12 protein-coding genes are annotated in these 13,403 nt (G+C 49.8%); 6 read left to right on the top strand and 6 right to left on the bottom strand.

Translation table 11 applies throughout. The features are described 5' to 3' along the window. Positions 1–4: 4 nt before the first annotated feature. Complete coding sequence (gene folP / locus J7619_RS18915) at positions 5–856, bottom strand: dihydropteroate synthase (protein ID WP_291201999.1); 852 nt, start codon at positions 854–856, stop codon at positions 5–7. 27 nt (positions 857–883) lie between these two features. Here folP and J7619_RS18910 point away from each other — a divergent pair, with 27 nt between their 5' ends. Genes J7619_RS18910 through J7619_RS18900 form a run of 3 tightly spaced genes read left to right on the top strand, consistent with a single transcriptional unit; the run spans position 884 to position 3,135 of the window. Continuing rightward, the gene (locus J7619_RS18910) at positions 884–1,486 is read left to right on the top strand and encodes a DUF1599 domain-containing protein (RefSeq protein ID WP_409012748.1); all 603 of its coding nucleotides are present in this window, start codon (positions 884–886) and stop codon (positions 1,484–1,486) included. A gap of 33 nt (positions 1,487–1,519) precedes the next feature. Next, positions 1,520–2,611, top strand: a complete 1,092-nt coding sequence (locus tag J7619_RS18905) for a BT_3928 family protein (protein ID WP_291201996.1) — start codon at positions 1,520–1,522, stop codon at positions 2,609–2,611. A gap of 20 nt (positions 2,612–2,631) precedes the next feature. Next, on the top strand, positions 2,632–3,135 hold the full coding sequence (locus J7619_RS18900; RefSeq protein WP_291201993.1) for a shikimate kinase: 504 nt from the start codon (positions 2,632–2,634) through the stop codon (positions 3,133–3,135). Positions 3,136–3,185: 50 nt separating this feature from the next. On the opposite strand, the gene J7619_RS18895 is transcribed toward J7619_RS18900, so the two are convergent. Both J7619_RS18895 and J7619_RS18890 read right to left on the bottom strand, forming a co-directional pair. Then, the gene (locus J7619_RS18895) at positions 3,186–4,745 is read right to left on the bottom strand and encodes an OmpP1/FadL family transporter (protein ID WP_291201990.1); all 1,560 of its coding nucleotides are present in this window, start codon (positions 4,743–4,745) and stop codon (positions 3,186–3,188) included. 103 nt (positions 4,746–4,848) lie between these two features. Next, positions 4,849–6,123, bottom strand: a complete 1,275-nt coding sequence (locus tag J7619_RS18890) for a hypothetical protein (RefSeq protein WP_291201987.1) — start codon at positions 6,121–6,123, stop codon at positions 4,849–4,851. A 189-nt stretch (positions 6,124–6,312) separates the two neighbouring features. Between J7619_RS18890 and proS the strand changes: the two genes are divergently transcribed. Together proS and J7619_RS18880 are read left to right on the top strand one after the other, a co-directional pair. Then, positions 6,313–7,788: a proline--tRNA ligase gene (gene proS / locus J7619_RS18885; RefSeq protein WP_291201984.1), complete on the top strand. Its 1,476-nt coding sequence runs from the start codon at positions 6,313–6,315 to the stop codon at positions 7,786–7,788. 69 nt (positions 7,789–7,857) lie between these two features. Next, positions 7,858–8,286, top strand: a complete 429-nt coding sequence (locus tag J7619_RS18880; protein WP_291201981.1) for a peptidylprolyl isomerase — start codon at positions 7,858–7,860, stop codon at positions 8,284–8,286. A gap of 58 nt (positions 8,287–8,344) precedes the next feature. Here J7619_RS18880 and J7619_RS18875 read toward each other — a convergent pair whose 3' ends face one another. Beyond that, positions 8,345–8,974, bottom strand: coding sequence for a helix-turn-helix domain-containing protein (locus J7619_RS18875; RefSeq protein ID WP_291201978.1), 630 nt, complete (start codon positions 8,972–8,974; stop codon positions 8,345–8,347). 4 nt (positions 8,975–8,978) lie between these two features. Further along, positions 8,979–10,106 (bottom strand): DNA-processing protein DprA, encoded by a 1,128-nt coding sequence (gene dprA / locus J7619_RS18870; RefSeq protein ID WP_291201975.1) that lies wholly within the window; start codon positions 10,104–10,106, stop codon positions 8,979–8,981. Positions 10,107–10,213: 107 nt separating this feature from the next. Here dprA and J7619_RS18865 point away from each other — a divergent pair, with 107 nt between their 5' ends. After that, entirely contained in the window at positions 10,214–12,037 is a 1,824-nt protein-coding gene (locus J7619_RS18865) for an alpha-amylase family glycosyl hydrolase (RefSeq protein WP_291201971.1), read from the top strand. A 78-nt stretch (positions 12,038–12,115) separates the two neighbouring features. Here the strand turns inward: J7619_RS18865 and lepB are convergent, their stop codons facing one another. Next, a complete protein-coding gene (lepB, locus tag J7619_RS18860; protein WP_291201968.1) occupies positions 12,116–13,294 on the bottom strand; it encodes a signal peptidase I in 1,179 nt (392 codons plus the stop codon). Positions 13,295–13,403 lie beyond the last annotated feature (109 nt).

Below are 13,403 nucleotides of genomic sequence, written 5' to 3'. Positions count from 1 at the left end.
TATTTTAATTCGGATAGTTACCTGCGGCCATCCACAGTTTTACCGCTTCCACGGCAGGCTTCACATCGTGTACACGCAGGATCGACGCTCCACGCTCCAATGCCAGCGTGTTGAGCACCGTTGTTCCATTTAACGCTTCTTCGGGCGAAATATGCAAGGTTTTGTAAATTGTCGTCTTGCGCGAAATCCCCACCAGCACCGGGTATCCCAGCAACTGGAACTGTTTCAACTCCCGCGTCAGCTCGAAATTCTGCGCGATGGTTTTCGCAAACCCGAAACCCGGATCGATGATCAGATCGGCGACTCCCTTACTTTGCAATACTGCCACTTTCCGCCTTAAATCCCTGAGGATGTCCGGCACAAGACGTTCGTAATCCGTCAGGTCGTTCATGGTTTGCGGCGTCCCGCGCATATGCATTAATATGTACGGCACGCGCAGGCGGGCGACGGTTTCGAACATCGCGTCGTCGAGCGTTCCGCCGGCCACATCATTAATAATATGTGCGCCTTTGCGAATACCCCGTTCGGCTACTTCGGCCCGAAAGGTATCAACAGAAATGATGAGGTCGGGGAAAAATTTAGCTAATGGCTCCACGGCAGATTCAATGCGGTCGCCCTCCTCCTCCGCGCTCACCTCACGCGCACCCGGGCGCGTAGAATAGCCGCCGATGTCGATCATGCCGGCACCTTCGGAAAGCATCTGACCGGCCTTTTCAACGATCTGATCCATCGCGACAACCCGGCTCCCGGAGTAAAACGAGTCGGGCGTGATATTCATAATCCCCATTACCACAGGCGCCGACAGATCGAGCAGCGCGCCCCGGATATTGAGCGTTTTTTTACTAACTTGCAACATAAATTCTTTTCAAAAACAGGCAAAGGAATGAATATCAAAGCATTCTCTTCCTACCGTCTGAAAGTCTCTAACTCATTTGAAACAGTGAAATCCACAGAATCGGAATATCAGGAAATCATTCAGTATTGCCAAGATCTTTTTACAAAAAAAAACAAGGACTACGGAACATCCTGGCGTATCCTTCGGCTCCCGTCGATTACCGATCAGATCTTCATCAAAGCCCAGCGCATCCGCACTATCCAGGACAAGGGCGTGCAGAAAGTGAATGAGGACGTGTCTTCCGAATTCATCGGTATTATCAATTATTGCGTAATGGCGCTAATCCAGATCGCGGCGGTGGAACAAAACCAGAACATCGACGATTCAGCATTAACAATTCTTTACAATTCTCAGGTGAACGAAGTGAAAGAATTGTTGTTTAATAAAAACCATGACTATGGCGAGGCGTGGCGCGACATGCGTGTGAGCTCCATGACCGACATCATTCTCATGAAACTGCTAAGGATCAAACAAATCGAAGACAATCAAGGACTTACGCTCGTTTCAGAGGGTGTAAAAGCGGGATACCAGGATATTATCAACTATTCGGTATTCTGCCTGATCAAATCGAATGCCTTACAGACCAACTAACAAAGACACACCCAAACCGCCGTCCAGTTTGCAATGAAAATCTTTGCCCAGATCTCACGAGTCCTAGTAGGATTACTCTTCATTTTCTCCGGAATCATCAAGCTGAACGACCCGATCGGAACGCAATATAAGCTGGAAGAATATTTCGAGGTCTTCGCCACCGACCTTCCTGCACTGCATGATTTCTTCATGGCCCTGGTACCGCTGGCGCTGTATTTTTCGGTGTTCCTTTGTACGGCGGAGGTTGTCCTGGGTATCGCATTGCTGGTAGCCTACAAGCCAAAGACCATTTCCTGGCTGCTGCTGGCGATCATTGTATTCTTTACATTCCTGACATTCTATTCGGCCTACTTCAACAAAGTTACCGATTGCGGCTGTTTCGGGGCGGCCATTAAACTTACGCCATGGACCTCGTTTGGCAAGGATATATTCTTGTTGATACTGATTCTGGTGATCGTATACTACCGAAAGAAGTTCAAATCCTACCCTACGGGCATTATTGTCGTTATCTCCACGCTGGTTTCACTAGGCATCGCCATTTATTCGTTGCGTCATTTACCTATTATGGATTTGCTGCCTTACCGTGTGGGCGCCAGCATTCCCGCGCAAATGAAGCCTTCCGAGCCGCTACGTTATCAATATATATTTGAAAAAGACGGCAAAACACTTGAATATGAGCAGTACCCAAGCGATACTACCCTGAAATTCAAGGAAATGGTGGTATTAAATGAGGATGCGAAGCCTAAAATCACAGATTATAAAGTATGGAATGATGCTGGTGATTTCACCGAAGGTACTTTTCAGGGCAAAAAGCTATTTCTGATCATCAAAAGCCTCACCGATATTAATACTGCCGCATTGCCGGATATCAATAAGCTGATCAATGCCGTGAAAGGCAAGGGCGTGGAGCCGGTCATCCTCACTTCCGGCAACAGCGCCGACATCGAGAATTTCCTCTCGCAGCATCAGCTCACCGCTCCCTATTATTATGTAGATGCGACGGTTTTGAAAACCATTTCACGCTCAAACCCTGGCCTTTGGCTTTTGAAAGATGGGATTGTGAAAGGCAAATGGCATTACAACGACACCCCGACTGCCGAAGAAGTGGTAGCCCTTGTCAAATAATGTGACTGACACCCAATCAGATGAAGAATATAATACTCGTCGGGATGATGTCTTCCGGCAAAACCACGCTGGGCAAAAAGCTCGCGCGCGCATTGAATTACCAATTTGTAGACCTCGACAAGCTGATCGAGAAAGACCAGGGAATGGAAATTTCCGCTATTTTCTCGCAGCAAGGAGAAGCATATTTCCGGGAAGTCGAAAGCCGGATTTTGAAGGAAACCTCTACACAAAAAGGCATTGTGCTTGCTTCTGGCGGCGGCACGCCCTGCTTTTTCGACAATATGGACGTGATTAAAGAAATGGGCGTCAGCATTTTTCTCGACGTTCCAGCCGAAGATCTGGCCAGGCGAATCGAAAATCACGGCAAAGACGACCGCCCTATTCTCTCCGGCGCCACCTCGCTCGTCGACACGCTGCAAAACCGCATTACCGACCGGCTGCCTTATTATTCGCAAGCTGATTTCACATTGAAAGGAGAAATAGACGTCAGCCACTTGCTCGAAGTCCTTACGCCTCTGCTATAAAACAAAAAACCTGCGACGAGCAGGTTTTCTGTTTTAAATATTAATACAGATCAGAAAAATACGCCACCCGTAAGCATTACGTTGACAGGCTTGTTAGTGATTTCAACCGATGCGTAGTTGCTGGGATTATTAAGATAATACGGCGTATAAGCAGATTTGTAAGTGGTAAATGTACCTGTCAAATCCACAAAGAAGCGATCGTTGCGCACACCTACGCCCGCTGAGAACAGTAGTTTGCTTCGATCAATGCCATCCGTACGGTCAAGATAAGGGTCAGCAATGTAGGCACCACCTATACGCGCACGGAAGATATTGGCCCTTAGCTCTCCTCCCAATCGGAAATTGACGGTATTACGGAACGTATCTTTGATTTCCGCTTTTGTGTTGTTCTTGAAGTCGCGGTTACCGTCGGCATCCAGAAAACTTGTTGTCGCCCGCATACCGCTGTAACCAACGTATTCCACGGTAGCGGTCACAAAGCCTTTGTTTTGAAAGAACACGGTACCGCCCAAATTGCCGCGCATCGGACCAATCAGCGTGTATTCAAAGTCGTTTGCTGCAATAGGAAGCGAAGTATACGGTGGCGTGATCAGTTTTCCATCGGCATCTTTTACCTTCCCGCCCACAAAGCCCGCGGCTACACTCTGACTAAATGTTTCTTTGATCGCACTAATAGTCGGACTGATCAGCGTTCCGCCGATCTGGAACATCGGATTGAACTTGTAGATAGCACCCAATGAGGCATTGAATCCATTACCACGAACTTTAAAGTCCTCAAATTGATCAATATAGGTCAGCGAAGGGCTATTTACATAGTCATCGCTAAACCGGGACGAGTAGTCGTATTTGATCCTGCTGAACCCGATATTTCCACCCAGGTAAAATTTGTCGTCCAGGTTACCGGCATAAGCAAATGACCATTGCGAAGTCGCGCCTTTGGAAGTAAAATCGCCCGACTGATCCACGACACTCTGGCCATCGATCGCCGTGAAAGGAGGCCCCGAGGTGGTCGTAGGGTTGATCAGGTACATCTGATAGTAGGCTACCGGAATCGAGTTGGCGATCGGATTGCCCGCAGCATCGTTTTTCAAGCCTTTTTCAAGCTCATCGACGGTGTAAGGAGGGCTCGCATTGTTGACAGTCTCCAACACATTGTCGATATAAGCACTGTTATTGTTCCGTCCGCCATACAGGTAACCGTTTTGGAATGACTGCTGGCGGGAGAATGAAACACCGAATGACGATCGCTTCCACTTCCGCTGAAATCCCGGCTGGCTTGCAAACACGACCGAAGCCTGTGGAAAGTTAACCAGGCTGCTGTGTTGCTCATCCTCGTTGCCGAGGTAGTTGGCTTTCGTGCCGGCAATCGTTACGGCCGGGCTTAGTGTAAATTCCGATCGGTTATAGAATCCCAGGCCAGCCGGGTTTCCGTAAATAGAGCTGGCGTCGCCACCAATGGCAGCGTGGTTTCCGCCCAGCGCCTGGAAGCGCGCCGAACCATTCTGGTTGATTTCTGAATAGCGAAGTGCGTCGGTAGCGTATTGTGCAAATGCCGCTGATGAAGTGAGCAGCGAAAAGAGGAGCGCAATTCCTGAGTATGTTTTCGACATGGCAGTTGATACTTATTTCAATACAATTTAAACGAAAACCCTGCAAAATTATGACATCTTGCAGGGTTTGACATGACTATCTCTTTTTCAGGATAGTTGTAAATTATCTTGGACCTCTCGAAGAGCGGCTTGAACTTCCGCCGCCACCGCCGCCACCGCTGGATGGGGCGCTGTAACTTCTTGAAGGAGCGCTATACGACGGCTGGCTGTAAGTCCGGGTCGGAGCGCTGTATGAATCGCTTCTTTGGTTTGAATAACTCCTGCTTGGCGTTCCGTAATCCTGCGTTCTCGATGGAGTGCTGTACGACGGTGCACTGTAAGAAGAAGAGGATGAGCCTCTCGAAGAGCGTGGAGACGAGTAATAGCTTGCGCCATTGGTGTTGCCGCTTTCAGAAGAGTAATTGCTCGAATTAGCCGAACGAGGACGCGAGTAATACACATTACCACTACCGCCATCCACCACCCGTGAACCGTAAGATTCAGCGCTGGTTCTTCCGCCATTTGCTACTGCATTACCACGGCCTGAACGTTCCGACCTTGGTGAAGAATAAGTATCGCCTGAGATCACACGACCACCGTCGCGGCTTCCCCTTGTGGCGGTTTCGGAACGGGTACGCGACGAGTTTACGAAGTTGGAATTGTAACGCTCGCTGCTGCGGTTCCTGCTGGCATCCACTACCCGCGGACCGTAGGTTCTGGTATAGCCTCTGTCGGAATTGTTGATCACGATCACCGGACGGCTGTAAGCCCATGGTGAATAGCCGTAGCCGCCGTAGAAGCTATCGTAGTAACCTCCACCCCAGCCGTACATGCTGTTATACCCCCAAGGACTATACCCCCACGGGCTGTAAAACGGATCATAACCATAGCTCAGCATGCTGCCGTAGCCCCACGGCGAATAACCCCATGGTGAGTACCCCATCATCGACCCGAAGCCGAATCCAAAGGAAGGACGCATCCTGAACCCGCCGTAACCGAAGTTGAGCGACAGGCCTGCATAGCTGCCGGGCCAGTACGATCCGAAACCGCCGTAATATGGGTTATTGAAACTGGCTGAATTATAGCCGTCGACAAAACCGGCATTATAGCCCACGTCTGTCGATACCTGGCGTTTTACGACTCTGGACGAAAGGTAATTTTCGTCGTAATAGTCCGCTGTGCCGTTTTCGGAATACTTGCCTGTATAGGTGTAGTCCGGGTTGTCCGAACGGGATACTTCCTGATCACCTCCCCGGTCCGCCAATACGAGGCCTCCGCCGGAGTTGCCCCCGTAGAGATCATCATATCCGCCGCCCGAGCGTGATGCATACTGATTTGAAGTACATCCCCAAGCTCCCAACAGCACCAGCAAAGACAAATATTTTGCTTTATTGAACATACTCATGGCTTTTAAGGATTAAAAGTTTGTTGCTAATATAGGTATAAAACGCATTCTCCCTGCGAAGTAAACGTCCGTAACTATACATTAATTCCAAAGTTAACATAAAAAACTATCTTTGCAACTCCCTTGAAAAACAGGCCTGGATTAACGTAATACTCCATTTCAATTCCAAAATAATACAAAGTAATGAGTAAAGCCTTGCCAACACGAAGTGAAAACTACTCCGAATGGTACAATGAATTAGTGAAACGCGCCGACCTGGCCGAAAACTCACCGGTAAGAGGTTGTATGGTGATCAAACCGTACGGGTACTCTATCTGGGAAAAAATGCAGCGCGCGCTGGATGACATGTTCAAAGAAACAGGCCACACCAATGCCTATTTCCCGCTTTTCATCCCGAAATCGTACCTGAGCAAGGAGGCTTCGCACGTGGAAGGATTTGCCAAGGAATGTGCCGTAGTAACGCATTATCGCCTCAAAAACGACCCGAACGGCAAAGGCGTGGTCGTTGACCCGGAAGCGAAACTGGAAGAAGAGCTAATCGTGCGCCCGACTTCGGAAACGGTCATCTGGAGTACTTATAAGAACTGGATCCAGTCGTACCGTGACCTGCCGTTGCTCATCAACCAATGGGCGAATGTCGTGCGTTGGGAAATGCGTACGCGCCTGTTCCTGCGTACAGCCGAGTTTCTTTGGCAGGAAGGCCACACGGCGCATGCGACAGCGCAGGAAGCGGTAGCCGAAACGAAACAAATGCTGGAAGTATACGCGCAGTTTGCCGAAGAATGGATGGCGGTACCCGTGATCAAAGGCGTGAAAACACCTAACGAACGTTTCGCCGGGGCCGAAGATACTTATTGTATCGAAGCCATGATGCAGGACGGAAAAGCATTGCAAGCCGGTACCTCCCACTTCCTGGGCCAGAACTTCGCGAATGCATTCGACGTAAAATTCCAGGATAAGGAAGGCAAGCTGGATTATGTTTGGGGAACGTCATGGGGTGTAAGTACACGTCTGATGGGTGCGCTCATCATGGCGCATTCCGACGACGCTGGCCTCGTGCTGCCTCCGAAACTGGCGCCTATCCAGGTGGTGATCGTTCCTATTTACCGGAACGACGAACAGCTTGCGCAGATTTCCGAAAAAGTTGCGGAGATCACGAAAGACCTGAAAAAACTGGGTATCAGTGTCAAATACGACAGCAGCGACAATGCGAAGCCAGGCTTCAAATTCGCTGAGTATGAATTGAAAGGTGTTCCCGTGAGACTGGCTATGGGAGGCCGCGATCTCGAAAACGGTACGGTTGAAGTAGCCCGCCGCGATACCAAAACCAAAGAAACGGTTTCGGTCGAAGGCATTGCCGCTTACGTTCAGAACCTGCTCAACGACATCCAGGAATCTATTTACAAAAAGGCATTGCAATTCCGCGAAGAGAATACCTATAAAGTGGACTCTTTCGAAGAATTCAACAATATCCTCGATACCAAAGGCGGGTTTATCCTCGCGCACTGGGACGGTACTTCCGAGACCGAAGAGAAGATCAAGGAAGAAACGAAAGCGACCATCCGTTGTATCCCTCTGAACCAGGAAGCCGAAGAGGGCGTTTGCATTTACTCAGGTAAGCCGTCCAAAGGACGTGTTGTTTTTGCCCGGGCATACTAATTTTCATTCTCATGCATTCGTGAGAGAAGTTTTCACGATTGCTTTTTTAAACCATCTAAATATAGAATTATGAGTCAGGCAAAGGCTGGTGACAAAGTGCAGGTACACTACAAGGGTACCCTGCCGGACGGACAACTTTTTGATTCCTCCGAAGGACGTGAGCCTTTGAGCTTTACGCTGGGAAGCGGACAGGTGATCAAAGGATTCGACGATGGCGTAACGGGCATGGAAATCGGCGCAAAAAAAACCATCCATATCCCTAATGCGGAAGCATACGGCCCGGTGAACGACGAAATGATCATCCAATTCGACCGTGCACAAATCCCTGCCGACATTCCTCTGGAAGTAGGCGGCACTTTGAATATGCACCAGGACGGCGGCCAGGTGATCCCGGTTGTTGTGAGAGAAGTTACCGACGCTTACGTAGTGCTCGATGCCAACCACCCGTTGGCGGGACAGGACCTTATTTTTGAACTGGAATTGATAGGTATCAACTAATCAACCTATGCCATTTTAGTGCGGCTGGCGATCGGGAATCCGATAACCAGCCGCTTTTTTATTCCGTCCATTTCAGACTGAAACTTTCGGGTTTTCCTTTGGACAGTTTGAGCAAGACCTGCCGCGCGGCGAGGTCCTGTAACATCCGTTCCGCCCTTTTTTCGGAAATATTGATGATTTTTGAAAACGCCTTAGCGGTTACCGAATCGGTTTCTTTAAGGTGGGTGATCAACGTTTTGACGTGGCGCGTAGCCAGCAGTTTTTCTGTCTCCGAATCAGTTCCGTTGTAAAGCAACAGCCTTGGAATAGGCATGCTTTTATCCTTCACGCGAATGTAAATAATGCGTTCGCCTTTTTCATTCAATGCGTGATGGGGCTTATCCTCACTTTCATGGATGGTCACCCGCAAAACTTTCCTGCCGTCCAGGTTTTCCGATTTGATCTGTACCACCAATTCCGGCTCAATGAGTTTGACAAGCGCCTTTTCAAGCTTTTGCAACTCCCGCAACTCCGATTGCACGCCCATAATGGCGCCATGGTCCGCCACACCGATCAGCAGGTTTCCTCCCGAGGTATTGGCAAAGGAAACAATGGTTTTCGCAATCTTGAAAGGACTGTCTATCGTCCTCTTGAACTCGGTGGTGAGCCCCTCCCCTTCCTTAATTAACTGAATGATACTTTTATCCATGCATTTAAATCAACCCGTATTTCTTGCCCGGCATCGACCGGACCATCCCCTGGAATTCGAGGTTTAACAGCAGCGTAGCCAGCCGGTTCAAATGAATGCCCGATTGCCATGCGAGCTCATCGATCTGCATGGCTCCCCGCTGTTTTAACAGTGAGAGAACCTGGCCTTCGTCCTGTGTAAAACCCTCGAAAGTCATCGCCGTCTGATCGGAAATATCCACCTGCCTCGCTTCGGGCATTCCTTCTCCCCAACCCAGCGCCTCGGCCATATCCGCCACCGAAGTAAAAATCGAGGCCTTGTGGTCGCGGATCAGAAAGTTGCAGCCTTCCGATTGCGGCTCATGTATAGCACCCGGTACTGCAAACACATCCCGATGGTAGTTCTGTGCAAACTCGACGGTAATCAGGCTCCCTCCGGTACGCCCCGATTCCACTACTATGGTAACATCACTGAGCCCCGCAATAATTCGGTTGCGCGCCGGAAATCTCATAAAATCCGGCTTCGTCCCCAACGCGTTTTCCGTGACGATCCCTCCATTATCCTGCATTTCAAGAGCAGTCCGCTGGTGGACCGCCGGATAGATCACATCCAACCCGCTCGCCATAACACCCAGCGTCGCCATGTTGTTACGCAGGCAATGCCGGTGTGCAGTGATATCCACACCATAGGCCAGTCCGCTGACCACAAGCGGCTGGTACGGCGCCAGGTCGCGAATGATATTTTCCGTCACGGCCTTCCCGTACTCGCTGATTTTCCGGGTGCCTACGATACCTACCGTACGCGGCCAGTTAAAATCCGTGTTCCCTCTGGCGTACAAAGCAATTGGCGCATCGTAAAGCGGCCGGAGGCGCGCCGGGTATTCCGGCTCGTTGAAGAAAAGTAATTGCGTTCCGGTCTTGCGGCATTGCGAGAGCTCTCTTTCCGCCAGTTCCAGAGTGTTTTTACCCAAAACGGCCTTCACGATCTTGTCGCCGATACCCGGAATTTTGATAAGCTTTTTGTAATCCGCATGAAAAACCTGGGAAGCGCTGCCACAGTAGCTGATGAGTTGGCGGATCGTCACGGCCCCGATGCCGGGGGTATGCATTAATGCGAGAATGCAGATTTTCTCTGCGTCGGAGGATGGTTGCATGATATAGTGTGTTGGTTGAGTTTGTGGACGCCGACGCCTGGCATGCATTTTGCGCATATACGTCAGCAGTTCATTTCAAAAATAAAATAATAATCTGAAAACCAAATATGGAAAACCTCGAAACCGACGTAGCCGAAACCGAGCAACATTATGAAGGCATGGGCGCCACCTGCCATCCCGAAGGAGTTTATTACCGTGTATGGGCGCCACACGCCGAAAGCGTTTCGGTCATTGGAAGTTTCAACAACTGGAATAGTACCGCCACTCCACTGCAACCGGAAGAGAATGGCATGTGGGGTGCGCTGGTTGAAAATTCAAAGGAGGGGGATGAATACAAATTCGTCCTCAAAACACCTGCCGGCGAGCTCTACCGCAACGATCCTTACGCGCTGAAAATGACCAATTCCGCAGGTAACTGCATTGTTTACAACCACGAGTCATTCGACTGGCAGGATGTAAATTTCCAAATGCCCGGTTGGCATGAGCTGGTTATCTACGAGCTCCATGTTGGTACTTTTAATGTAAAGCAGCAAGGGCAGGTCGGCACATTCTACACGGCTATCGAGCGCATTCCCTATTTAAAAGACATGGGTTTCAATGCGGTAGAGCTGATGCCCTGTTCCGAATTTCCCGGTTCAAGGTCGTGGGGCTATAACCCTGCCAATCCCTTTGCCATTGAATCCGACTACGGTGGTCCGGACGGCTTGAAAGCGTTTGTTAAAGCCGCGCATGAAGCGGGTATCGCCGTAGTCCTCGACGTGGTATACAACCATTTCGGCCCGTCGGACCTCGATCTCTGGCAGTTCGACGGCTGGCAGGAAAACGATGGCGGAGGCATTTACTTTTACAACGACTGGCGCTCCGAAACACCCTGGGGCAATACCCGCCCCGATTACGGTCGCGGTGAAGTGCGGCAGTACATTCACGACAATGCCCTGATGTGGCTCCGCGATTATCGCATCGACGGCCTGCGCATGGACATGGTGCCCTACATACGCAACGTAAAAGCCAACGGCAATCCCGGGGACGACATCGCAGAAGGCATTTCGCTCATGCAATGGATCAACAAGGACATTCGCGACAGCTGTGGCAATTGCATTACCATTGCCGAGGATATGCATTCATTGGATTTCATCACCAATTCGGTCGAAAATGGCGGCCTGGGCTATGGGTCACAGTGGGATGCGGAATTTGTGCATTCTATCCGCGACGCTGTTATTACGGCAAACGACCAGGACCGCAATATGGACAGCGTCGTCGCAGCCATTACCAACCGCTACAATTCCGACGCTTTCCAGCGGATTATCTACACCGAATCACATGACGAGGTAGCTAATGGAAAGGCGCGCGTCGCAGAGGAAATTGCCGATGGTGATGTAAATAACTGGTATTCCAAAAAGCGGGCGGCATTGGGCGTTGCGTTGGTACTTACTTCGCCCGGCATCCCGATGATATTCCAGGGACAGCCATTGCTGGAAGACAAATGGTTTTCCGACAGCGACCCGATCGACTGGTCGAGGCTCGAAAAATTCAGCGGCTTCGCGGCCTTGCACCGTGACATGATCCACATCCGCCGAAACTGGTTTGGCGTCACCAAAGGCCTTCAAGGCCAGAATGTCGGTATTATCCGGCAGGATAATGAGAAAAAAGTGATCGTGATGCACCGCTGGGACGAAGGCGGCCCGAAAGACAGTGTGGTGGTCGTATTCAACTTTTCAACCGAAACTTTCTCGGATTACAAAGTCGGATTTCCCCGGGCAGGCAAATGGAACCTGCGGTTCAATAGCGACAACGAATATTACGACGCCGATTTCTCGAATCTGGGCGTTTTCGATGTAGACACTATGGACGGCGAAATGGATGGCTGCGGGCAATTCGCGTCGTTACAAATCCCGCCGTATTCGGCTTTGATCTTTTCCCAGGAAGAATAGAAGATAGAGGTAAGGGAGGAAGGAGTAAAGGGACACCATCCTCCCTTTTCTCCCTTTCCTCCATCTTCTATTCTTCCTTTAATCAATCGTTCTAAAAATTCTGTCCCATCGAATCTTTTTGAGGAAGCTGGTCGGGTTGGGATCGATGGACATCCATACGAAAACCGCCTTTCCTACAACATGGTCTTTTGGGACAAACCCCCAATAACGCGAATCGGCGGAATCGTGGCGATTGTCGCCCATCATGAAATAGTAATCCTGTTTGAATGTGTAGTTACTGATCTGCTTGCCTCCGATCGTGATTTTGTTCTTTTCCACGATCACATTTTCGTTACCATCGAAATTCCGGATAATATCGCCGTAAAGCGCAATGTTCAGCTCGGTTAATGGTACGGTCATCCCGGCTTTCGGCACCATGATAGGCCCGTAGTTATCCTTATTCCAGTCGATTGCGTCACTTGAAGGGAAGAGGTAAGGCTCTTTCAAACCTTTTTCCATAAGCACGGGCTGTACGCGCTTTACGAAGTCGTAGGTTTTTAGCTTCTCGGCCAATGCGGCGGTCGTTTTTACGATGTAGCCTGGCTCATCGTTGGAGGCAATGCTATCGCCGAATGTCTCGGTAAACTGTGCGTAGTCGACAATTCCGTTCTTGTGGAACACATTCTCTTCATTTACAGTGGTTTTTACAGACACAAAATACTCGTTCTGCATACGCGGGGGCAGCACCTGCGCCTGCCCGTTCACGTAAACCTCCCCAAGCCTGACTTCCAGTTTATCGCCTGGAATACCCACGCACCGCTTAATGTAGTTCGAACGCAGGTCTGTCGGATGGGGATGCAGGTCAGGGAGTACGTTACCATATTTCTGATACATATCCGGATGCTCGACGGGTAGATAGAACACGACCACATCGCCATTTTTAATATCCGTGAAACCCGGTAAGCGGTATTGTGGAAGCCTGATCCAGTCGAGGTAGGAAGGAATGCTGGTACCCCAGATCGTCTGATGCGTAAGCGGTACCTGCAACGGCGTAATTGGTGTGGTTGTGCCATAATGCAGCCTGCTTACAAACAGGTAATCACCTACCAGCAGGCTATTCTCCATCGAAGGCGTGGGAATTACGAATGCACTGAAAAACAACCAGCGGATCAATACGGCTGCGACGACTGCAAACAGTATTGAGTCGAACCATTCCCGGAAGGCTGATTTCCTTTTCGGAGCACTCTGGGGTTTTGAAACTATTTCTGCTACGGACATGAAACTATTGATTTAGCGAGGTATTCTATGCAATATACCCGTTATCTCTATAAACTAATAATTATTATATAATATTAATTTATATATAATATCCAAAGAAAAGGGAAGA

The organism is Dyadobacter sp. (assembly GCF_017744695.1).
Taxonomy (GTDB): Bacteria; Bacteroidota; Bacteroidia; order Cytophagales; family Spirosomataceae; genus Dyadobacter.
The sequence above is the reverse complement of the archived record's forward strand: the minus strand, read 5'-3'. Positions and strand labels throughout refer to the sequence as shown.